Source organism: Neoroseomonas eburnea (assembly GCF_018129005.1).
GTDB classification, from domain to species: Bacteria; Pseudomonadota; Alphaproteobacteria; order Acetobacterales; family Acetobacteraceae; genus Neoroseomonas; species Neoroseomonas eburnea.
Map to the genome: position 1 here is coordinate 22,380 of NZ_JAAEDL010000008.1, position 21,724 is coordinate 44,103.

At 71.6% G+C, this 21,724-nt stretch carries 23 protein-coding genes; 9 read left to right on the forward strand and 14 right to left on the reverse strand.

Going from position 1 to position 21,724, the window contains the following annotated elements; all coding sequences use genetic code 11:
- Positions 1-12: 12 nt before the first annotated feature.
- Together GXW74_RS09855 and GXW74_RS09860 are read right to left on the reverse strand one after the other, a co-directional pair.
- Complete coding sequence (locus GXW74_RS09855) at positions 13-990, reverse strand: Bug family tripartite tricarboxylate transporter substrate binding protein (RefSeq protein WP_211846329.1); 978 nt, start codon at positions 988-990, stop codon at positions 13-15.
- A 111-nt stretch (positions 991-1,101) separates the two neighbouring features.
- A complete protein-coding gene (locus GXW74_RS09860) occupies positions 1,102-1,884 on the reverse strand; it encodes an enoyl-CoA hydratase/isomerase family protein (protein WP_211846330.1) in 783 nt (260 codons plus the stop codon).
- Between the two features lie 120 nt (positions 1,885-2,004).
- Between GXW74_RS09860 and GXW74_RS09865 the strand changes: the two genes are divergently transcribed.
- Positions 2,005-3,177: a CaiB/BaiF CoA transferase family protein gene (locus tag GXW74_RS09865; RefSeq protein WP_211846331.1), complete on the forward strand. Its 1,173-nt coding sequence runs from the start codon at positions 2,005-2,007 to the stop codon at positions 3,175-3,177.
- Positions 3,178-3,187: 10 nt separating this feature from the next.
- Here GXW74_RS09865 and GXW74_RS09870 read toward each other — a convergent pair whose 3' ends face one another.
- Positions 3,188-3,598 (reverse strand): hypothetical protein, encoded by a 411-nt coding sequence (locus tag GXW74_RS09870; RefSeq protein WP_211846332.1) that lies wholly within the window; start codon positions 3,596-3,598, stop codon positions 3,188-3,190.
- A 288-nt stretch (positions 3,599-3,886) separates the two neighbouring features.
- Between GXW74_RS09870 and GXW74_RS09875 the strand changes: the two genes are divergently transcribed.
- The 3 genes from GXW74_RS09875 (at position 3,887) to GXW74_RS09885 (ending at position 6,670) form a co-directional block, all read left to right on the forward strand.
- Positions 3,887-5,065 (forward strand): enolase C-terminal domain-like protein, encoded by a 1,179-nt coding sequence (locus GXW74_RS09875; RefSeq protein ID WP_246523144.1) that lies wholly within the window; start codon positions 3,887-3,889, stop codon positions 5,063-5,065.
- 169 nt (positions 5,066-5,234) lie between these two features.
- Positions 5,235-5,825 carry a methyltransferase domain-containing protein gene (locus tag GXW74_RS09880; protein WP_211846333.1) on the forward strand — a complete coding sequence of 197 codons (591 nt, stop codon included), beginning with the start codon at positions 5,235-5,237 and terminating at the stop codon, positions 5,823-5,825.
- Positions 5,822-6,670: a MipA/OmpV family protein gene (locus tag GXW74_RS09885; RefSeq protein WP_211846334.1), complete on the forward strand. Its 849-nt coding sequence runs from the start codon at positions 5,822-5,824 to the stop codon at positions 6,668-6,670. The genes GXW74_RS09880 and GXW74_RS09885 overlap by 4 nt, the downstream gene beginning before the upstream one ends.
- A 234-nt stretch (positions 6,671-6,904) precedes the next feature.
- Here the strand turns inward: GXW74_RS09885 and GXW74_RS09890 are convergent, their stop codons facing one another.
- The 8 genes from GXW74_RS09890 to GXW74_RS09925 form a co-directional block, all read right to left on the reverse strand.
- Positions 6,905-7,516, reverse strand: a complete 612-nt coding sequence (locus GXW74_RS09890) for a hypothetical protein (protein WP_211846335.1) — start codon at positions 7,514-7,516, stop codon at positions 6,905-6,907.
- A 467-nt stretch (positions 7,517-7,983) separates the two neighbouring features.
- A complete protein-coding gene (locus GXW74_RS09895) occupies positions 7,984-8,451 on the reverse strand; it encodes a copper chaperone PCu(A)C (protein WP_211846336.1) in 468 nt (155 codons plus the stop codon).
- Positions 8,452-8,469: 18 nt separating this feature from the next.
- Entirely contained in the window at positions 8,470-8,805 is a 336-nt protein-coding gene (locus GXW74_RS09900; protein ID WP_211846337.1) for a hypothetical protein, read from the reverse strand.
- A gap of 14 nt (positions 8,806-8,819) precedes the next feature.
- Positions 8,820-9,323, reverse strand: coding sequence for a YcnI family protein (locus GXW74_RS09905; RefSeq protein WP_211846338.1), 504 nt, complete (start codon positions 9,321-9,323; stop codon positions 8,820-8,822).
- Between the two features lie 16 nt (positions 9,324-9,339).
- On the reverse strand, positions 9,340-11,424 hold the full coding sequence (locus GXW74_RS09910; RefSeq protein WP_211846339.1) for a TonB-dependent receptor family protein: 2,085 nt from the start codon (positions 11,422-11,424) through the stop codon (positions 9,340-9,342).
- A gap of 66 nt (positions 11,425-11,490) precedes the next feature.
- Positions 11,491-11,865: a hypothetical protein gene (locus tag GXW74_RS09915; protein WP_211846340.1), complete on the reverse strand. Its 375-nt coding sequence runs from the start codon at positions 11,863-11,865 to the stop codon at positions 11,491-11,493.
- Between the two features lie 88 nt (positions 11,866-11,953).
- Positions 11,954-12,505, reverse strand: coding sequence for an RNA 2',3'-cyclic phosphodiesterase (gene thpR / locus GXW74_RS09920; RefSeq protein WP_211846341.1), 552 nt, complete (start codon positions 12,503-12,505; stop codon positions 11,954-11,956).
- 41 nt (positions 12,506-12,546) lie between these two features.
- The gene (locus tag GXW74_RS09925) at positions 12,547-13,149 is read right to left on the reverse strand and encodes an arylesterase (RefSeq protein ID WP_338148195.1); all 603 of its coding nucleotides are present in this window, start codon (positions 13,147-13,149) and stop codon (positions 12,547-12,549) included.
- A gap of 76 nt (positions 13,150-13,225) precedes the next feature.
- Here GXW74_RS09925 and GXW74_RS09930 point away from each other — a divergent pair, with 76 nt between their 5' ends.
- The 5 genes from GXW74_RS09930 to GXW74_RS09950 all read left to right on the forward strand — a co-directional run bounded on the left by GXW74_RS09930 (position 13,226) and on the right by GXW74_RS09950 (position 19,186).
- Positions 13,226-13,954, forward strand: coding sequence for an ABC transporter ATP-binding protein (locus tag GXW74_RS09930; RefSeq protein WP_211846343.1), 729 nt, complete (start codon positions 13,226-13,228; stop codon positions 13,952-13,954).
- Positions 13,941-16,454: an ABC transporter permease gene (locus GXW74_RS09935; protein ID WP_246523146.1), complete on the forward strand. Its 2,514-nt coding sequence runs from the start codon at positions 13,941-13,943 to the stop codon at positions 16,452-16,454. The genes GXW74_RS09930 and GXW74_RS09935 overlap by 14 nt, the downstream gene beginning before the upstream one ends.
- A 105-nt stretch (positions 16,455-16,559) precedes the next feature.
- Positions 16,560-17,162 (forward strand): hypothetical protein, encoded by a 603-nt coding sequence (locus tag GXW74_RS09940; RefSeq protein WP_211846344.1) that lies wholly within the window; start codon positions 16,560-16,562, stop codon positions 17,160-17,162.
- A gap of 170 nt (positions 17,163-17,332) precedes the next feature.
- On the forward strand, positions 17,333-18,121 hold the full coding sequence (locus GXW74_RS09945) for a Bax inhibitor-1/YccA family protein (protein ID WP_211846345.1): 789 nt from the start codon (positions 17,333-17,335) through the stop codon (positions 18,119-18,121).
- Between the two features lie 243 nt (positions 18,122-18,364).
- A complete protein-coding gene (locus GXW74_RS09950; protein ID WP_211846346.1) occupies positions 18,365-19,186 on the forward strand; it encodes a hypothetical protein in 822 nt (273 codons plus the stop codon).
- 9 nt (positions 19,187-19,195) lie between these two features.
- Here the strand turns inward: GXW74_RS09950 and GXW74_RS09955 are convergent, their stop codons facing one another.
- The 3 genes from GXW74_RS09955 to GXW74_RS09965 all read right to left on the reverse strand — a co-directional run bounded on the left by GXW74_RS09955 (position 19,196) and on the right by GXW74_RS09965 (position 21,724).
- Complete coding sequence (locus tag GXW74_RS09955) at positions 19,196-19,840, reverse strand: CarD family transcriptional regulator (RefSeq protein ID WP_211846347.1); 645 nt, start codon at positions 19,838-19,840, stop codon at positions 19,196-19,198.
- A gap of 574 nt (positions 19,841-20,414) precedes the next feature.
- Positions 20,415-20,741, reverse strand: coding sequence for a ferredoxin FdxA (gene fdxA, locus GXW74_RS09960; RefSeq protein WP_211846348.1), 327 nt, complete (start codon positions 20,739-20,741; stop codon positions 20,415-20,417).
- 680 nt (positions 20,742-21,421) lie between these two features.
- Positions 21,422-21,724 carry an RNA-binding S4 domain-containing protein gene (locus tag GXW74_RS09965; protein WP_211846349.1) on the reverse strand — a complete coding sequence of 101 codons (303 nt, stop codon included), beginning with the start codon at positions 21,722-21,724 and terminating at the stop codon, positions 21,422-21,424.

Here is a 21,724-nt window from a genome sequence, read left to right on the forward strand (position 1 = left end):
CGATAGCGCCGGTCAGTCGAGCCGGATATTGGCGTTGCGCACCAGTTCCGCGTAGCGGTCGGCGTCGCGGTTCAGCATGGTCGCCGCATCCTGCTGCGTGCCGCCGCCGATGATGAACCCTGCATCGCTGATGCGCCGGCGCAGGTCGGTGTTCGCATAGGCCTTGTTCACCGCGGCGACCCAGCGGTCGGCGATGGGCTGCGGGGTGCCGGGCGGGGCCATCAGCATGTACCAGACGACCGCGTCAAAGCCGGGGAAGCCGAGTTCCGCCACTGTCGGCGTCTCGGGCAGCCATTCGACGCGCTGCGGCATGGTCACCGCCAGCGCGCGCACGCGTCCGGCGCGGATATGCGGCAGGTAGGTCGGGAAGGTGTCGATGGCGAGGTCGATGCGCCCGGCGAGGATCTCGTTCACCGCCTGGCCGGTGCCGCGGAAGGGCACATGCGTCATCCGCACCCGCGCCTGGGAGGCGAGGAGTTCCGCCGCCAGGTGCTGCTGCGTCGCGACGCCGGAGGACGCGTAGTTCAGCACCCCGGGATTCTGCCGCGCGCGTTCCAGCAGTTCCGGCAGCGTCCGGGACGGCGAATTGGCCGGCACTACCGCCACCAGCGGCACCGTCGCCGCATGCACCACGGCGGTCTGGTCGCGGCGGATGTCGACGGGCGGCGGGTTCATCAGCGGCGGCACCACGGCCGAGGCGCTGATCGTCGTCATCAGCATGGTGTAGCCGTCCGGCCGGGCACGGGACATCGCCAGCACGGCGAGCGTGCCGGAAGCGCCGGGCCGGTTCTCGACCGCGATGGTCTGGCCGAATTCCTCCTGCAGCACGGGGGCGAGGAAGCGGCTGATGATGTCGGTGCCCCCGCCCGGCGCGAAGCCGACCAGCAGGGTGATGGCGCGGCTCGGATAGGCCTGGGCGAGAGCCGGGGCCGGCAGCAGCGGCGCCAGGGTGGCCGCGCCCAGCGCGCGGCGGGTGATGCGGATGGTCATGGTGTTTCCCCTCGGTTGGCCGGCGGGCGTTGCGTTGGCGCGGCCGATCGGGACCTGCGCGCCCTCCGGCGCTCCGGTCATCGGGCACGCGCGCGCCCGCCCGGGAAGCGGCTACTTGCCCTGGAACTTCGGCGCGCGCTTGTTGAGGAAGGCATCGACGCCTTCCTGGAAGTCGGCGCTGGTGAAGCACATGGTCACCAGGTCATCGCCCTCGACCTCGCTGGTCGCACGGCGCAGGCGGCGCAGCGCTTCCTTGGTCGCGCGCAGCGTCAGCGGCGCGAGGGTGGACATGGTGGTGGCGAGTTCCATCGCGCGCGCGGCGACGGCGTCCGGCGTCTCCAGCACCTCGGAGACCAGGCCGATATGCTTGGCCTCGGCCGCGCTGAACAGGCGGGAGGTCATGATCATCTCGGCGATCGCGGCCGGGCCGACCAGCGCATGGAAGCGCGCGAAATTGTGCATGTTAAGAATGTTGCCGAGGGTCTTCGCGATCGGCAGGCCGAAGCGCGCGCCGGTGTCGCAGATGCGCAGGTCGCAGCAGCCGGCGATGCCGAGGCCGCCGCCGGTGCAGGCGCCGGCAATGGCGGCGATGATCGGCTTCTGGCAGTTCTCGAGCGCGCCGAGCACTTTGTCGATCCGCGCCTCGTAGTTCAGCGCGTCCTCGGCCGTCTTGAATTCCCGGAACTGGCTGATGTCGGTGCCCGAGGCGAAGGCCTTGCCGCCGGCACCCGTCAGCACCCAGACGCGGATGGCGGGATCGGCGCTGATCTCGTCGGCCAGCTGCTGCAGGCGCTCGTACATGCCGAACAGCATGGCGTTGCGGGCCTGCGGGCGGTTGAAGGTGGTCCAGGCGATGCCGCCCTCCCGGACCTCGTGCAGCAGATCGTCGCTCATGGCGCTCCGTCCCGGTTTGTGTCGCGCAAGGCGTAGCGTGCCGGGCCGGGCCGTCAAGCGGGTGTCTTGCCGATCCGCTGCCGCGGTGCCAACAGAAGCGGGACCGGAGGACCCAAGACCATGATGCCGTTGTCCCGCTTCACCGTGCTCGACCTGACCCGCGTGCGGTCCGGCCCCACCTGCGTGCGGCAGCTTGCCGATTGGGGCGCCAATGTGATCAAGATCGAAGCAACGGACGAGGTCGATACCGGCAAGGGCCTGGGCGGCGAGCGCGACGGGCCGGACTTCCAGCATGTCCACCGCAACAAGCGTGGCATGACGCTGAACCTGAAGTCGCCCGAGGGTCTGGCCGCCTTCCGCCGCATGGTCGCCAAGGCGGACGTGGTGGTGGAGAACTACCGCCCCGACGTGAAGACCCGCCTCGGCATCGACTACGACGCGCTGGCGACGATCAATCCGCGCATCGTGCTGGGGTCGATCTCCGGCTTCGGGCAGGACGGGCCCTATGCGAAGCGCCCGGGCTTCGACCAGATCGCCCAGGGCATGGGCGGGCTGATGTCGGTGACCGGCCTTCCCGGCCAGGGGCCGGTGCGCGCCGGCATTCCCGTCGCGGACCTGACCGCCGGCCTCTACTGCGCGCTTGGCATCATGGTCGCGCTGCTGGAGCGGGAAGTCACCGGCAAGGGCCGCTGGGTGCATGTCTCGCTGCTGGAAGCCATGATCGCCATGATGGACTTCCAGGCCACGCGCTGGACCATGGGGCACGAGGTGCCGAAGCAGGCCGGCAACGACCACCCGACCACCATCCCGACCGGCCTGTTCAAGACAGCGGACGGCAGCGTGAACATCGCCGGCGGCGGCCAGGTGATGTGGGATCGCATCGTGAAGGTGCTGGGCATCGAGGAGGACGCGAAGGACCCCGACATCGCCACCGACAAGCTGCGCAGCCAGAACCGCCACAAGGTCAACGCGATCATCGAGCGCGTGACGCAGACCGACACCTCGGCCAACTGGGTGGCGAAGTTCAACAAGGAAGGCGTGCCCTGCGGCCCGGTCTATTCCATGGACCAGGTCTTCGCGGACGAGCAGGTGAAGCACCTCGGCATCGAGATGACGGTGCAGCACCCGCGCCTCGGCGCGCTGAACGTGGTGCGCGCGCCGATGCAGATCGCCGGCGTGGACTGCGCGAAAGAGCCGACGCCGGAGCGCGGCCAGCATACGGATGAAGTGCTGGCGGAATTCGGCTTCAGCGAAGCCGAGATCGCAGCGCTGAAGACGGCGAAGGCGGTCTGAGCCGCGCCGATCAGCCGCAGCGGTCGACGGTGAAGCGGGCCTCGATGCGCGCGGGGTCCGCGAAGGCTCGGTATTCGTAGATGAAGGCGACGCCGTGGTCGCGGATCGCGGCGCGCATCGCGGGGTTGCCGCAGGCGGCCTGTTCCAGGCGGGCCCGCTGTGCCGCCTGGTCGAAGGTGTCCGACACCGTCAGGCGATAGACATAGGTCATGGTCCGGCCGTCGGCACGCGCGTCGGTCAGTTCCGTGGCCTCGTCGATGCGCTGCGGAAAGGGGCGGAGCTGCTCGACCGCCTGGCGCAGCTCGGCCTCGACGCCTCGGTCGGTGGCGGGCATGCCGCCGCCCCGCAGCGCGATGGTCGCGACGACGGCCACCACGCCGACCGCGGCCAGCGCCGCGACCCCGACGACGATCTTCCTCATCGTGCCGCGGCCGTCGTGCCGTGCAGGGGGCGTGTCGTCGTCATGGCCAGGCTCCGGGGCGTGGGTGGCGGGACACCATTGTCCCGATTCCGAAGTCCTGCGGGCTTCGTTCTCCGGCCACCACGCATTGTCGTCAGTGGCCCGCCTTTCCGTTCCGTCCGCTGCCGATGCCTCGGACTTCGCGGGCAGGACACTAAGGCAGGCCGTGCGACAGGCAAGCGCCGCGGTTTGCGCGGCGCGGCGGCCGCCTGTACGAAACCTCCGGCCCCAGCCAGGAGGACCATCCCCATGCGCATCGCTTCCGTCCGCCAGGGCGTGGTGCCGATCAGCAGCGCGATCGCGAACGCCTATATCGACTTCTCGAAGATGACGGCGAGCGTCGTCGCCATCACGGTCGAGGACGGGGCCGGCAAGCGCGCCACCGGCTACGGCTTCAATTCCAACGGCCGCTACGCGCAGCCCGGATTGCTGGCGGAGCGTTTCATCCCGCGCCTTGAAGCGTGCACCGAGGGCGAGCTGACGGCGGCCGACGGCAGCCTCGACGTCGCCGGCGCCTGGGCCGCGATGATGAGGAACGAGAAGCCGGGCGGGCATGGCGAACGTTCGGTTGCGGTCGGCGTGCTCGACATGGCCCTCTGGGACGCCGCGGCGAAGCTCGAGGACAAGCCGCTGTGGCGCCTGCTCGCGGATCGCTTCCGCGACGGCGAGGCCGATGAGTCGGCATGGATCTACGCGGCGGGCGGCTACTACTACCCCGGCAAGGGCGTCGATGCGCTGGTCGAGGAGATGAAGCGCTACCTCGGCCTCGGCTACACCACGGTGAAGATGAAGATCGGCGGCGCTCCCGGCACGCCGATCCGCGACGCGCTGAAGGAGGATCTCGCGCGCATCGAGGCGGTGCTGAAGCTGCTCGATGGCGACGGGTCGCGCCTCGCCGTGGATGTGAACGGCCGCTTCGGGCTGCATGCGGCGCTGGCCTATGGCGCCGCGTTCGAGCCGCTGAAGCTGCGCTGGTACGAGGAGCCGCTCGACCCGCTGGACTACGCGACCCACGCGACGCTCGCCGAGCACTATGCACCGCCGCTCGCGACCGGCGAGAACCTGTTCTCGATGCAGGACGCGCGCAACCTGATCCGCCATGGCGGGCTGCGGCCGGACCGCGACATCCTGCAGTTCGATCCGGCGCTGTCCTATGGGCTGGTGGAATACCTCCGCACGCTGGACATGCTGGCGCGGCACGGCTGGTCGCCGCGGCGCTGCGTGCCGCATGGCGGGCACCAGTTCGCGCTGAACATCGCGGTCGGCCTGGGGCTCGGGGGCAATGAATCCTACCCGGAGGTCTTCGCGCCCTTCGGGGGCTTCGCGAGCGATACGCCGGTGGTGGACGGGCGCATCCGCATGCCGGAGGTTCCGGGGATCGGGTTCGAGGCGAAGAACGACCTGTGGGCCGTCCTGAAGGATCTGTGAGGCGAAGGGCGGGGGAGGCGAACCTCCCCCGCACCCCCTCCCTTCTACGTGCCTTTGGCACCGGCCGTTGATGTCGGTTCCCGATCGCCAAAGAAGGTTGGGGGGCTCGGGGGGAAGTTCCCTTCCCCCCGACCTTCCTTCGACCGTCGCCGCCCGTTACCCCGGCCGCGTGACCCAGGGCTTCGTCCGCGGCAAGCTGCGCGGCGATCCCGTCGTTCCCGTGCTGGTCGCCATGCCCGACCTGGGTCATGTCCTCGACCTCGGCTGCGGCCGTGGCCAGCTCGCGATCGCGCTGCTGCTGGCCGGCGTGGCGGGGCGCGTCACCGGCCTCGACATCGACGCGCGCAAGGTCGCGCTCGCCGAGGGCGCCGCGCACGGCCTGCCGGCCCGCTTCGCGGTCGCCGACCTGGCGCGGGCCGGCATCCCGCCCTGCGACAGCGTGCTGATCATCGACGTGCTGCTGCAGATGCCCCCCACCGCGCAGGATATGCTGCTCGCGCGCGTCATCGCCGCCGCGCCGCGCCGCATCCTGATCCGTGCCTTCGATCCCGATCGCGGCTGGCGCAGCGCCTTCGGCTTCGCGATGGAGCGCGTGCGTCGGCTGCTCGGCGGGGATCGCGGCCGTGCCGGGGCGGTGGCGCCGCGTCCTCTCGCCACCCTCATCGTGCCACTTGTGGCGGCGGGATATGCCGTCCGGCAGACACCCTGCTGGGCTGGCACGCCGCTGCCGAATGTGCTTCTGGTGGCGGAACGCTCATGATCCGCCGCTCCGTCCTTCCGATTTTCCTGGCCTGCGCGGCGCTGCCGGCCCAGGCGCAGCAATTGCCGGTGCTCGAGATCGGCGTCGCCGGCGGCGGCGGCAATACGCCGGCCTATCCCGCCTCCGACCAGAACCGCTGGCGCGGGCTGCTTGTCCCCTACCTCATCTACCGTGGCGAGGTGCTGCGCAGCGACGAGTCCGGACTGCGCGCGCGCGCCGGGCTGGCGCAGGGCATCGAGCTGTCGCTCAGCGCCTCCGGCGGGTTCAGCGCGCAATCCTCCGACGTGCGGGCACGGGAGGGCATGCCGGACCTCGACTGGCTGGGGGAGATCGGGCCGACGCTGCGCTTCACCCTCTGGCGCGGGGAGGACGAGGCCAGCCCGCGGCGCATCGTGCTCGACACGCCGGTGCGGGCGGTGTTCTCGACCGACTGGACCTCGGTCTCCTTCCGCGGCTTCACCTTCGCCCCGGACATCGCCTACGAGCACGTGAACTTCCTGTCGCCCTTCGCGCGCCTGCGGCTCTCGGCGGGCGTGGTGTTCGGGACGGACCGCTACACCGACTACTTCTACCAGGTGGACCCGCAATTCGCCCGACCTGACCGTGCGGCCTACAATGCGCAGGCGGGCTATGTCGGATCGCGGCTGTCGGTCTCCTATCGCCTGCCGCTGACGGAGCGCCTTTCGGTCGTCGCCGGCGGGCGGATCGAGAACTTCTCCGGCGCGGCGAATGCCGGCAGCCCGCTCTTCCGCAGCGAGTGGAACTTTTCCCTTGCCGCCGGCTTCGCCTTTTCCTTCTGGCGGTCGGAAGCGACCGTGAGCGCTGCGTCCCAGCCGTTCGACTGAAGCCTGTCCAGCGTCCCGCTCGCGAAGTCCGCTGGATCACCAGCGGGGACGGCGGGACCCTGGCAGCAGGATCCTGACAAGGGGCCGATATCGGCCAGCCTCTCGGCTGACTCGGTATCGGAGCCTTGGCTTCGCGCGCGGTCGCCCCGCCGGCCCCGCGCAGCATGCCGGCCCGCCGAGGGCGAAGCCGGTGTCGTGCGCGTTCTGGGCGGCGGAGCCCTTGCGCGCCGGCGATCAGGCCTGGCGGCAGCCCCAGGCGGCGACGGACATCAGCGTCACGAAGACGACCGGCACCAGCCCCACCGCCACCCACAGGATGACGAGGGGCGTCCACAGTACCGCGAGGCTCCCGGTGACGAGCACCAGGTTGAGAACGAACCACAGGAAGGCCTCGGCGCTTCGCTCGCCCTCCCGGGGATCGCTTGCCGGCATGGGGGAGGCCTCGCCGTCCGGCAGGGCCGGCGCGCGCGCGGCGAGCCAGCCGAAGCCGGCCATCGCCAGCACGCCGGCGGCGGTCAGCAGCAGCGAGGTGCCGTCACTCCCGACGCTCCTCATCCACGCGAGGCCGCCGACGCCGATCGCCAGCATGGCCAGGGGCAGCGAGCGCGTCAGGCGCTCGGCGCTGCGCAGGCGCGACGGGGTGTCGATGGAATCGCCGATCTGGCGGAGGTTCTGGATCCAGAACAGCCCGGCGAGCGGCAGCGAGGCGAGGGTGAGGACCAGGCCGTCGGGAGAGGTCATCACGTTCTGCAGCCCGCCGCCCAGGCCGGCCATCGAGAAGCCGGCCCAGAGGGCGAAGGGCGTCAGCATGAAGATGGCAACCGCGAAGGGCACCCAGCGTCTCATCGTGCAGCGTTCTCCTGGCGCACGGCCCGGCGGGGCGGTGCGGATCCGTGGTGGCAAGGGCCTGCGGCCGGGGGCATCCGCGCCAGGCCGCGACGACGAAAGGATTTGGACGTTCCACCCCGCCCGGCGGACCACGACACGCCGGCGCGCCGAGGAAGATCCCCTCGTTCGGGCCTGCCGGGGTCGGGACGCTCCGATCGGCGCGCGGGTCCTTCCGGTGGGGAGGTTGTCCGCGCCTGCAGGGCAATCTGGCCGGCCGGTGCCTGGCGCGCAATCCCCGCGCATCGGCGGGCATCACGGCGCCAGGCCCGTCTTCCATGGCTCGGAGACCGTTTGGAAAGTCCGGTAGCGGCCCGCGCCCCCAACCCGGCCACCCACGTCAGCATCCTGGAACGGGTGGCCGGGTGGGGGTGCGGGCTGCTGCCGGACCGGGAAACGCGCCGCGAGGCGCGCTTCCCAACGGGCTCTTAGTGGTGGCCCGGGCCGCGCGCCCCGGCGGATTCCACCGTGAGTTCCACCTGCACGTCCCCCGCGCGCTCGAAGCGCAGCGTCAGCGGGACGCGGGCGCCCTGTTGCAGCGGCGCGGTCAGGCCGATCAGCATGACGTGGAGCCCGCCAGGGCGGAGTTCGGCCATTCCGCCGGCGGGCACCGGGATGTCGGCGACCGGGCGCATGCGCATCACGTCGCCCTCGCGGACATGGGTGTGCAGTTCGACCACGCGGGCCGCCGGGCTGGCGGCGGACAGCAGCCGGTCCGGCTGCGTGCCGCGGTTGCGCAGCGTCATGAAGCCGGCGCCGTTGCCGTTCGCGCTGGCGGCGCGGGTCCAGGGATTCCCGATGGCGATATCGCCCGCGGTGTAGTCGTGGGCGAGCGCGGGCAGGGTGGCGAGGGTCAGCGCGATGGCGAGGCCGGCGCGGCGGGTGATGTCGGACATGGTGTTCCTTCCGTTCGGTCAGTTGGAGGCAAGTCGGTCCGGCCAGATCGGCGCGGTGGCGCCGATGCGGGCCTCGATGCGCCCGGCCAGGCGAGCGATGCGCGCCGCTTCCCGGGCGCCGGCGGCGGGATCGCCGCTGTCGCAGGCTTCGCGGGCGAGCAGGAGCGCGCGGTCGAGTGCCGCAGCCTCGGCTGCGTCGGCCTGGGCGCGCACCGCGCCCGCCCATTCCGCGGCCGGGGCGAAGGCGCCGCGGCAGACCGCGGTGAGCTCGGCGCTCATCGCTTCCGAATCGCAGGCCGGGGCGGGGGTGGCGGCGAGCAGTGCCATGGCCGCCGCCGCGAGGATGTTGCGCATGGGGACCTCCGGGCTCAGCGGGGGGCGAGGCGCAGGGAGGCGGCCGGATGGCGGTAGTCGGAGATGCGGCGGCCCTCGGCCGGAACCTCCGCCCAGTCGGTCACGGCACCGCCCTCGCATTCCTGCCGCACGGCGAACCACAGCGTCGCGCCGGGCTGGTCCGGGGCGCGGAAGCGCAGGACGAACTCGTCATAGTGCTCGTTCGGCAGCCGCCCGCCTTCCCAGGTGATGGCCGAAAGCTCCCGCGCTGCGCCATGGGCCGTCGGCGTGCCGGCGTCCCCGTGCGGCGTGAGGACGAGCGTCCAGCCCGGCTTGGGCATGGGCCGCGCGCCGGTCACGCCTTCGGGCAGGCGGACGGTCAGCCGCGTGGTGGCGGCGGTGCCGCAGCCATGGGGCACGCGCAGCGCCGCGCGCACATAGGCATGCGGCGCGGCCTGGGCGGGGTCGAGGGTGACATGGGCCGCGGCGGGAAGCGCCGGCGCGGCCGTGGCGAGCAGCGCGAGCAGGGTCTTTCGCATGATGCGTTTCCTCGTGTCAGAAGCGGTATTGGAGGCCGGCATAGACCGAGCGTCCGGTGCCGGGTTCGAAGAGCTCGGAGGCGGTGGTCGCCCTGATGGCGACCGAGGCGGAGGAGATGTATTTCGTGTCCGCCAGGTTGCGCGCCTCGACGAAGGCCGAAAGGCCGCCGGGGAAATCCCAGCCGGCGCGCAGGCCGAGCAGGACATAGGCGTCCGTCTTCAGCGTATTGGCGTTGTCGACGTAGTAGGCCTGCGGCACCCAGTCGAGGTTCGGCGCGACCCAGGCCCCGGAGGGATGCCGGTAGCGCAGCTCCGCGCGGTAGAGATGCCGCGGCACGCCGGGAAGCTGGTTGTCGCCGAAGGCCGCGTCGTCGTCGAAGTGGAAGTCGTTGAAGGTGTAGGCCTGGGTCAGGGTCAGCCGGTCGTCCTCGCTGGCCAGGTTGCGCAGGAAGGTCCAGGCGACCGCCGCCTCGATGCCCTGGTGGATGGTGCGGTCGGCGTTCAGCGCGTAGGAGGTGCCCTGGCCGAGCGTGAAGAGCTGGATCTCGTCGCGGATCCAGGCGCGGTAGAGCGCCACCTCCCATGAGACCTCCGCGGTCCCGCCGCGGGTGCCGATCTCGGCGGTCATGCTCCGCTGCGCATCGAGGCGGGAGAAGCCGCCCTGCGGCACCAGGGCGATCAGGTCGCTGAAGGTCGGCGGCTCGGTGGCCCAGGAGAGGTTGGCGAAGACCTGGGCGGCCGGCGTCGCCTGCCACAGCAGGCCGAAGCGCGGATTGACCCAGCTCCAGCTTCCGCTGCCCGACTGGTCGCCGTCGCGCAGGAACTCGTCGTCGCTGATGCGCCGCGCCCAGCCGACCGAGGCGCCGGCGATCGCCTGCAGGCCCGGCGCGACGGTCAGCGCATTCTCGACATAGGCGTCGAGGTTGGTCGCGTTGTCGACCGACCCGTAGGTCTGCGCGCCGGCATGGCCGGAGAGATTGACGTAGCGGCGGTTGAGCGTCCGCCCGATCATGGCGTTGGCACCGTAGAGCAGGCGGTTCTCGAGCCCCGCGACGGTGCCCTCGATGGTGGTGCGCCCGAACAGCACGAAGTCGTCGGAGCGGTTGTCGATGTACTGAAAGATCGGGTGGTCGAGCTCGCGCCGCACATAGCCGCCGCCGATCTCGATCAGCGCGCCCTCCTGCGGGCGGATCGCGGTGACCGTGCCGATGCGCGTGCTCTCGATGTTGCGCATGTAGTCGAGGCGCAGATTGGCGGCATTGGCCATCTGCGGCGTGGTCAGCGCCTGGCTGCGGGTCAGCGAGCCGGGGATCTGCTGCCAGATGTTGTTGTAGGCGGTGAAGACGCGCGTCTCCGCCATGTCCGACCACTGCCAGGCCGCATTGGCATTGACCCGGTATGACCGGCCGGCGCTGTGGTCGCGGAAGCCTTCCTGCGTCATGCCGGTGACGGTGGCCCAGGCGTCGTAGGTCTCTCCCGCCAGGCCAAAGGCGGCCTGGCCGCGCGCGAAGCCGAAGGACCCGCCTTCTGCGCGCAGCAGCGCGCCCGGTTCCGAGCGGCCGGTCATGGTCACGAAGTTGATCGCGCCGCCGAGCGTGTTGGCGCCGAGCGGGAAGGCGTTGGCGCCGCGCAGCACGACGACGCGCTGGAAGGTCAGAGGGTCGAGTTCCTGGAAGTCGCCGCTGCCATCCGCCTGGTTGACCGGGATGCCGTCCTGGTAAAGGCGGACGCCGCGCAGGTGGAAGTTGCGGGAAATGCCCGAGCCGCGGATCGACAGCCGGGAATCCTCGCCCCATTTCGGCTCGGCGAAGACACCGGGCGTATAGAGCAGCATGTCGCGGATGGTCGTCACGCCGGGGCGGTCGCGGAATTCCTCCGCCGGCACGACCGAGACATTGCCGGGCACCTGACGGGCGGCTTCTTCGGCCTGTTCGTTCGACGGTCGCGTCAGGCTGCCCGCGATGCGCGGGGCGCTGACAAGCAGCGGCGGCAGGGTGGCGGCATTCGGGGTGGAATCGGCCGACTGGGCGGCGGCTGGCAGCGTGGTGGCGCATAGCGCCATCGCAGCGGCGACCGGCCGCGCGAGAACGTGTCGAAACATGCTTAGGACGTCTCCTGAGGATGCGGAACGGCAAGCCTTGGCGTGGCCGTCCCGTCGGGAACGGCCTCAGGAGAGCGTGGGGGGACCGGTCGGGCGGTAAGGGGGCGCGCGGGCGGCGGGCGGCAGCGTCTTCGCTTGCGCCGCGTGCCATGTGACGAGCGTGGCGATCCAGGCGGGCCCGGTCACCCGCGGCGCATCCGGCATCATCGCCTGCGGCAGTCCGTGGCAGGCGAGGCAGAAGCCCTGGCTCGCCTCGTGCGCCGGCATCTCCTGCCCGTCGGGGCCGACATGGATGGTGCGCATGCCGTCCGGCGCGCAGACCACCGTCTCAAGCCCGGCCGGCGCCGCCACCATGGCGAGGCAATGCGCCGGCGCCAGCAGCACCTGCAGCAGCAGGACCGCGGCGATCAGGCGCGCGACGGGGCTCAGGAAGCGGGGCACGCGATTCAACTACCGCCCGCGGGCGGGGGCCGCAAGCCGCGGGCATGCCGGATCGAGAGGGGCGGCACCCCTCCAACCCCTTCGCCCGTCACGCCGCCGCGCGGCGCGCCAGATCGTATTCCACCTCCGGCGTGTAGACCGAGGCTTCCTTCCCGAGCCGGGACGAGAACAGCGTGAAGTGTTCCACCCGCACCGGCGCCGCGCGGAACAGGTTGTGTCCCTGCACGAAGGCGATGACCTTCTCGGGCGGCGCCCGGTCGGTGCGCGCGATGGTGACGTGCGGCGAGAAGCGCTTGCGCTCCGGCGCCAGGCCGATGCGCTGCAGCGCCGTCTCGACCTTCGCCTGCAGGTGCGCCAGCGCCTCGTTGCGCTCCGCCCCCACCCAGAGCGAATGGATGCGCCCCGCCTTCTCGAAGGTGCCGAGCCCGCGCAGGGAGAGGTCGAAGGCATTGCCGCGGATGACGGCGAGCGCGTCGTCCACCTCCTGCGCGCGCCAGTTCTCGATCTCGCCGATGAAGCGCAGCGTCAGGTGGTAGTTCTCGGCCGGCACCCATTTCGCGCCCGGGATGCCGCCGGCCAGGCCCGCGACGGTCGAGCGCAGCTCGGGCGGCAGGGTGAGGGCGACGAACAGGCGCAACATCTCTTGCCCCCTTCAGCTTCGCGGCAGGGGTCCCGACCCTGTCAGCCGGCCGGGACTCGCGCCAGCAGCGACTCCACGGAAGGAAGCATGCGACGGACAAGTTCCGCGACGCCAGCTTCATTGGGATGAATTCGGTCGGGCTGGTTCAGGTCCGGATTGCCCGCCACGCCGTCCAGCAGGAAGGGGTAGAAGACGAGCTCCGGCCGCGCCTGCGCGAGGCGCGTGAAGGTCGCGGCGAATTCCCGCCCGTACTCGGCGCCGAGGTTGGGCGGCGCCAGCATCCCCGCCAGCATCGCCGGCAAGCCTCGGGCCTTCAGCGCATCGAGGATGGCGGCGAGGTTCGCTTCCGTCGCGCGGGGTTCGATCCCGCGCAGCCCGTCATTGCCGCCGAGCGCCACGATCACCGCCTGCGGCCGGTCCGCCAGCGCCCAGTCGAGCCGCGACCGCCCACCCGCCGTGGTGTCGCCCGAGACACCGGCATCGATGATGCGGACCTGATGGCCCTTCTCCCGCAGCGCGGCCTCGAGCCGCGCCGGCAGGCCCTGGCCGCGCGCCAGGCCGTAGGCCGCGGTGATGGAATCGCCCAGCATCAGCAGCCGGACCTCCTGCGCCGCGGCGGGGGAAGCGGCCAGCAGCGGCAACACTCCGATACAGGCCGAAAGTTGGCGGATCGCGTCGCGGCGCCCATATCGGCCTGGAAGCCGCGGAAACAGAACTGACATGGATGCCCTTCCACACCACGCCCCGGACCCTGCCGGGGCGCCCGCCGGGACGCCGCTGGTCGCGGCCACCGGGCTCGCCTTCAAGGTGAGGGCCCAGGCGGGTGAGATCAATATCCTGCGGGGCGTGGACCTCTCGGTCGGCACCGGGGAGGCGGTCGGCATCGTCGGCCCGTCCGGGTCCGGCAAGACCTCGCTGCTGATGCTGCTCGCGGGGCTCGACCGGCCGACCGGCGGCACGCTGACCGTCGCCGGCCATGACCTGAGGCGCATGGATGAGGATGCGCTCGCCGTCTTCCGCCGCGAGCATGTCGGCATCGTCTTCCAGGCCTTCCATCTCGTGCCGACCATGACGGCGATCGAGAATGTCGCCGTGCCGCTGGAATTCTCCGGCCGCGCCGATGCCTTCGACCGCGCGGAGGAGGCGCTGCGCGCGGTCGGCCTCGGCCATCGGCTGACGCATTATCCCGGCCAGCTCTCGGGCGGGGAGCAGCAGCGCGTGGCCCTTGCCCGCGCCTTCGTCGCGCGGCCGCATCTGCTGCTGGCCGACGAGCCGACCGGCAATCTGGACCGCGGCACGGGGGCGCATGTCATGGACCTGCTGTTCGGCCTGCGCGAGCAGTTCGGCACCACTCTGCTTCTGATCACCCACGACCCGCTGCTCGCCGAACGCTGCGAGCGCCGGGTGCGCATCGAGGACGGGCAGATCGTGTCCGATGGCGCGCGCTGAGATGAAGACGCTCTCCCTGGCGCTGCGCTTCGCGCGGCGGGACCTGCGCGGCGGCGTCAAGGGGCTGCGCATCGTGCTCGCCTGCCTGGCGCTCGGCGTCGCCGCCATCACCGCGGTCGGCACGCTGCGCGCCGGCGTCGAGGCCGGCATCGCCGCCGATGGCGCGCGGATCCTGGGCGGGGAGGTCGAGGTCGCCTCCCAGCAGGGGCCGCTGCCGCAGGCGACGCTCGACTGGATCGCGGCGCGCGGGGCGCGCCTGTCGCAGATCACCCAGATGCGCGCCATGGCCGTCGCGCCGGATGGCGAGCGGACGCTGGTCGAGCTGAAGGCGGTGGACGCGCTCTACCCGCTGTTCGGGGAACTCGTGCTCGACCCGCCGGGCCGGCTCGCGCCGGGCGAGGTCGCGGTGGAGCGCGTCGTCGCGGATCGTCTCGGCGTCGCGCCGGGGGCGGAGATCCGCATCGGCGAGGCGCGCTTCACCCTGCGCGGGCTGATCACGACCGAGCCGGACAAGGTGACCAGCCCGGCGATCCTTGGCCCGCGTGCCATGATCGCGATGGCCGACCTGCCGGCGACCGCGCTGATCCAGCCTGGCAGCCTGGTCACCTGGGAATACCGCATCGCCCTGCCCGAGGGCGCCGACCGCCGCGCCTTCGCCCGGGACCTTCGTGCCGCCTTCCCGCAGAATGGCTGGCGCGTCCGCACCGCCGACGCGGCGGCGCCGGCGGTCAACCGCTTCGTCGATCGCGCCGCCTTCTTCCTGACGCTCGCCAGCCTGACGGCGCTGCTCGTCGGCGGCATCGGCGTCGCCACCGGCGTGCGGACCTGGCTCGACCAGCGGGGGCGGACCATCGCGACGCTGCGCTGCCTCGGCGCTTCGCCCGGCGTGATCTTCGCGACCTACCTCGTGCAGGTGGTGGCGCTGGCGCTGGTCGGCATTGCCATCGGGCTGCTGGCCGGCTTCGGGCTGACGGCGGCGGGGGCGACGGTGCTGGCCGATGCGCTGCCGGTGCCGCCGCGGCTCGCGCTCTACCCGGAGGTGCTCGGGCTTGCGGCGCTCTACGGGCTGCTGACGGCACTCGCCTTCGCGCTGTGGCCGCTCGGCCGGGCGATGGAGATCCCCGGCGCGGCGCTGTTCCGCGACACGCTGCAGCCTTTCGGCGCGCGGCCACGCTTCGCGCTGGTGGCGGCTACGCTGGCGGCCGGCGGGGCGCTGGCGGCGCTGGTGATCGGCACGGCGGAGAACCGTGCCTTCGCGATGTTCTTCGTCGGCGGGGCGCTGGCGACGCTGGCGCTGTTCCGCTTCGGTGCCTTCGCACTGATGGCCCTCGCGCGGCGCTTCCGCGGCGTGCGGCGGCCGGCGCTGCGGCTCGGCCTTGCCAACCTGCACCGGCCCGGCGCGCCGACGCCGCTGATCCTCGTCTCGCTCGGCATCGGCCTCACCACGCTTGCCGCCGTGGCGCTGATCGAGGGCAACCTGCGCCGCCAGATCTCCGAGCAACTGCCCGAGGCCGCGCCGAACTTCTACTTCATCGACATCCAGTCCGATCAGGCGCGGGATTTCGACCGCGTCGCCGCCGCGCAGCCGACGGTGACCGAGATCAAGCGCGTGCCTTCCCTGCGGGCCCGCATCGTCGCGGTGAACGGCGTTCCGGCGGAGCAGGTGCGCACCTCGCCGGAAACCGCCTGGGCGCTGCGCGGCGACCGCGGCCTGACCTACGCCGCGACGCCGCCCGAGGGCACGCGCGTCGTCGCCGGTCAGTGGTGGGCGCCGGACTACAGCGGCGCGCCGCTGGTCTCCTTCGACGCCAACCTGGCGCGCGGCTGGGGTGTCGGGCTGGGGGATACGATCACGGTCAATGTGCTCGGTCGCGACATCCCGCTGACCATCGCCAATCTACGCGACATCGAATGGCGCGGCCTGGGGCTGAACTTCGTTCTGGTGGCCTCGCCGGGGCTGCTGGAGGCAGCGCCGCACACGCACATCGCCACGGTGCGGTCGGACGCCGCGCGGGAAGGTGCCGTGCTGCGCGCGATCAGCGAGGCTTTCCCCAACATCTCCGGTATCCGTGTGCGGGATGCGCTGGAGCAGGTGGCCGCGCTGCTGGAGCGCATCGGCGTCGCGCTGTCGGCGACCGCCTTCCTGACACTCTCCGCCGGGGCGCTGGTGCTTGCCGGCGCGGTGGCCGCCGGCCAGCGGCGGCGGGTGCGCGATGCGGTGGTGCTCAAGACGATCGGCGCCACCCGGGCGCAGATCCGGCGGGCCTTCCTGGTGGAATTCGGGCTGCTCGGCGCCACGGCGGGGGTGATCGCCGCCGCCGCCGGTACCGCGGCGGCCTGGGGGGTGGTGCGCTTCGTCATGCGGGCGGACTGGGCCTTCCTGCCCGCGACGCTGGCGGTCACGGTGCTCGCCTGCACCGCGCTGACGCTGGCCTTCGGCTATGCCGGCACGGCACTGGCGTTGCGCGCCCGGCCGGCGCCTCTGCTGCGGAACGAGTGAATTGGCGGGCCGCGAATGATCGCGGCCCCTACTGCGACGCATCCGGTTCCGTTACAGTCGCCGGGCCGGAATCACTCTGGCTCGAAGCCACACCGAGGAACTGCCATGTCGCAATCCCCCCGCGCGCGCCTGAAGCTCGCCGCGATCGTCGCCCTGCCGCTGCTCGGCCTCGGCGCCTGCGCCTCCGCGCCGCCGCAGCCGGTCAACCCGCCGGCGCCGATCGTGGTGTCCACCGCCAAGGAAGCGGTCGGTGTGGTCGAGCGGGTGAACACCCGCACCCGCGAAGTCACCATCCGCACCCCGAGCGAGGGCCGGGTGACGGTGACGGCCGGGCCGGAAGTGCAGAATTTCGCCCAGATCCGCCGCGGCAACCATGTCCGCCTCCGCTTCGAGGAAGCGGTGGCCGTCCAGCTCACGCCGCGCGGCACGAGCCTGCCCGCCGAGATCGACGTCGCCGCGGCGCGCAGCGAGCCCGGCCAGCGCCCCGCCGGCGCCGTCGTGGCGACCACCCGCGCGACCGTGACGGTCAACAGCGTGGACACGACGAACAACACCGTGACCTTCACCGGTCCGCGCGGCGTGCGGCGCACCGTCGCGGTCCGCTCGCCGGAGATGCAGGCCTTCATCCGCACGATCCGTCCGGGCCAGCAGGTCAATGTCGCGATCGCCGAGGCGGTGGCTCTCTCGGTCGAACCCGCGAACCAGTGATCCCGGGGTGCGCCGGCCGGGGTCCGGCCGGTGCATCGGTCCGCCCTCGCCGCCCGGCGGGGGCGGCGTGCCGCTCAGGGTGGGCGATGCAATCCCCCGTTGATCGGCATGAAAAAAGCTCCATATTCCAGGTCCGGGGAATTGTCCCCACAGGAGGAGTCTTCAACGTCATGGCCTTTGGTCCCGACACTCGATACACGACGGGTGCGCCTGGCTGGGGTCGCGTCGCGACCGCCGACGCGGCCGCCGTCGATGCCGGGCTGCGGTCCTACATGCTCCGGGTCTACAACTGGATGGCCTCGGGGCTGCTGCTGACAGGCATCGTCGCCTATGTCATCGCGTCCACGCCGGAACTCATGAACCTGTTCTGGCAGGTGGGCCGTGCCGCGAACGGCGCGCGCGTCGTCTCGCCGACAATCCTCGGCTGGGCCGCGATGCTCTCGCCGCTCGCCTTCGTGCTGGTCCTGTCCTTCGGCATCAACCGCATGAGCAAGGGCACGGCGCAGCTGCTGTTCTGGCTCTTCGCCGCGGCGATGGGCGCCAGCCTGTCGAACATCTTCCTGCGCTACACCGGCCAGTCCATCGCCACGACCTTCTTCGTCACCTCGGCGATGTTCGCGGGCATCAGCCTTTACGGCTACACCACGAAGGCCGACCTGACGCGCATGGGGTCGTTCATGATGATGGGCCTGATCGGCATCATCATCGCGAGCCTGGTCAACATCTTCCTCGCCTCCTCCGCGCTGGCCTTCGCCATCAGCATCATCGGCGTGGTGGTCTTCGTCGGCCTGACCGCCTGGGACACCCAGCGGATCAAGACCGACTACCTGGCCTATGCCTATGCGGAAGGCACCGAGGAAGCCGGCAAGCGGAGCGTGCTCGACGCGCTCGCGCTCTACCTGAACTTCGTCAACCTCTTCCAGCTCCTGCTGTCCTTCATGGGGCAGCGCCAGGAGTAGTCCTGCCGCTGGCAGGGCGGAGCAGGCCCCGGGGAGCGATCCCCGGGGCTTTCCTTTTTTCCGGTCGGAGAAACCCCGCATCGCCGGCGCGGACGCGGTGCGGTGCCGTGGCGGGCGTCGCGCCGGACGCACCGATGCGCCGTGGCCGCTGGGCCAGGTCCGGGCAGCGCGGCACGCACTGCGTCCCGCCGTCCGCCCCTGTGAGGGCTTGCCCGACCCCGTCCGCCGCGCCTATGCGACGCCATGGACCGCCCGCTGCTCGTCACCATCGCCACCCAGCGCAGCGGGACGAAGTTCCTCGGCGCCGCGCTGAACGCCGGCAGACGCGTGCGCTCCTTCGGAGAGGCGTTCAAGCCGCCGCCGCCGCCGACCCCCTTTCCGGGCTTCGCCGCCGGCTGGATCGCCGGACATCCTGACTTCGCCTTTCGCGGTGTCGAGATCGCGGCGATGCTCGACGCCTTCCTCGACAGCCTGGCGGCACGCGCAGCGGAGGAGGGCCGGATCGCCCATCTCGACATCATGTACAACACGCTCGGCGCCTTTTCCGGCATCTGGTCCTGGCCGGTGCGCGAAGCGGGCGAGAGCGCCCTCTGCCGCGTGCTGAGCGCGCGGGGCGCCGCCGTCATCCACCTGGTCCGCGAGAGCGCGGCGCAATGCGTCGCCAGCCGCCTGATCGCCGAGCACCGCGGCTATCACCGCTTGGCGCCGCTGACCGAGGCGGAGCGCGAACTGCGCCTGACCGCCGATCTCGCAGCCGCCGGGCGGGAGATGCGCGCCATCCTCGATGCGCGCGACTTCGTGCGGCAGGCCTTCCGCCGCCACGGCGCCTATGTCGAGATCGCCTATCCCGATTTCATCGCCGGCGACGCACTGGCAGCCGGCCTGCCCGCGCGCCTCGCGGCGCTGCTCGGCCTTGCGGAGACGGAGGCGGCCGGCCTCGCGGGGCGGAGCCGCCTGCTGCCCAGCGCACCCGACAAGGCTGCTGTCATCGTCAACTGGGAGGCGCTGCAGGCGCTGGAAGCGCGACTCCGGGCGGAGCGCGGCGAACCCCGCCGCCCGGCCTGACGCCGGCGGTCAGGCTTCCGCCTTCGCGGCCTTGTCCGCCTTCTCGCCCTTTTCCGCCTTGCCGAGATAGGTGAGCAGCTTCTCGATCGCCGCCGGCTTGTCGGACTTGTCGATCGCCGCGACCTCGGCGGCCAGGCGATCGAGCGCCTGCTCGTAGATCTGGCGTTCGGAGAAGGACTGGTCCGGCTGGCCGGCGTTGCGGTGCAGGTCCCGAACCACCTCGGCGATCTGGATCGGGTCGCCGGAGTTGATCTTCGCCTCGTATTCCTGGGCGCGGCGGGACCACATGGTGCGCTTGATGCGCGCGCGGCCCTTCAGCGTGTCCAGCGCCTGCTGCATGTTTGCGCCGGCCGCAAGCTTGCGCAGGCCGGAGGAGGCCGCCTTGTTGACCGGGACGCGCAACGTCATCCGGTTCTCCTCGAAGGTCACGACGATGACCTGGAGGGAGTAGCCGGCGGCCTCGACCGTCTCGATGCCCTGCACCGTGCCGACGCCGTGGGTCGGGTAGACGACGTGGTCGCCGGCCTTGAAGTCCTCCTTCGGGCGGGGGGCGGCGCGGCTGGCGGCGGCCGCGGTCAGCGGGGAGGCGGCAGGCCGGTGCGTCGGCGGCGGCGGGGAAACCGGCGCGCCACGCGGCACGGGTGGCGGCGTCATCGCACGGGGCGGTTCAGGGCGCGGGGCGGGCGCCGCCGCGGCAACGGGCGTCGGGACGGCTTCGGCTTTCGGTGCGGGTGCCTTGGCGGCGGGCATGGCAGACTTCGTAGATAGGGGCATGGTGGGTTTGGCGGCGGCGGGCGGCTTGGGCACGGGTGCGGCGGCCTTCGGCGCCGGGGCGGCAGCCTTGGCCGCCGGCTTCGCGGCGGGCTTGGCCTTCGGGGCCGTCTTGGTCGGGACCTTGGCGGCCTTGGCGACCGCCTTGGGCTTGGCAGGCGCCTTGGCAGGGGGCTTCGCCTTCGCCTTCGTGGCGCCGCCGGCCTTGCTGGATGCTTTGGCGGTCTGGGCCTTGGTGCGGGCCTGTGCCTTCATGCGCGCTAAGCTCCCCAACTCGCGGCGACGGGTCCTGGCCGGTCGCCGCGGCGATCATCCCTTTGGCACGGCCGCGCGGCGGTCGCGGGACCGGAGGCCGCCCGAAAAAGCCTGAGGCCGCGGCACGCCGAACGGCAGCCCCGGCCATCTGCTTGAAACATATAGCGGAAAAATCCCTCCCCGTCATCCCCGGGGCCGGAGGTCAGCCGGGATTCGGGCTGAACAGCTCCTTCTTGCCGGGCTTGTCCTTCCATTCATCGGCATCGGGCGGCGCTTCGCCCTTGCGGGTGATGTTCGGCCACTGCGCGGCATAGGTCCGGTTCAATTCGAGCCAGGCGGTCGCCTGGTCGTCGCTGTCGGGCACGATCGCTTCGGCGGGGCATTCCGGCTCGCACACGCCGCAGTCGATGCATTCATCCGGATGGATGACCAGCATGTTCTCGCCGACGTAGAAGCAGTCCACCGGACAGACTTCGACGCAGTCCATGTACTTGCACTTGATGCAGTTCTCGGTGACGACGTAGGTCACGGGTGCACGGCCCCCCGGGGCAAGACGTTGCGGCGCACCCAAAATGGCGAGCGGCCCGCCGCCCCGCAAGCCACTGTCAGCACATGGCTCGTACCGGCCAGCCTATCGGCTGGCTGGCCACGATTGCTCGCCTCGCGCGAAAGGCCATGCTGTCGTCGGGCATCGTGGTCGGTTCGAGGCCAGGTGTTGTCGGTCCCGGCAACCCAATCCTGCCGGAGCCCACATCACGGCGGCCGCCGCACGGGACGCTCCGCTCCGCTTGGAGCAGAGCCCGATCGGGCGGAATCACCCGATCGGGTGAAGATGCTCGCGAAAACAAAAGGCTGGAGCGGTTGCCATGAGCCTAGGCGAACGGAAACCGCTCCAGCCACGGGCTTCGCTCTGCGCCCCGCGCTCCGCGCCCCCGATACCACCAACCGGGACATGACCGCTGCGCGCGACACCAGGATCCTGATACCGAATCAGCCGAAAGGCCGGCCGGTCTCATACCAGCGACCGTCATTCGCGACCGTTGGCATGAGGGCTTTCGAGCCCTCGGACGCCGGGCGCAAACCTCCGGTCCGCTTGGCTGCGCCGGACCACCGGCGGGCCGCGTTCCGGAGCCCCGGTCACGTTGCAAGGCAAGGTGACCAGGTGCCCGTCGCGACCTCGGCACGTGGCAAGAACTCGTGCCGCTCGTATCAGTCGCGTGCCGTGTCGCCCGAGAGGTCTTCGTAGAGGCCGCGGGCCTCGGCCGGCGGGCCGCGGCGTTCCGCCAGCGCCAGGACGCGCCAGACCAGGATCCGCCCGCGATCCCCGCTGCCCTGGGCGATGGTCAGCAGGTCCCCCGGTCGGACCCGGGCATGGGCCTTGCCGGTCGGCTGGCGATTGATGCGGACGGCACCGGCCTCGACCATCCGGGCGCAATCGGCGCGGGTCTTGCGCAGACGCGCGCACCACAGCCAGAGGTCGAGACGCTGGACGTCGCGACCCTCCTCCGCCAC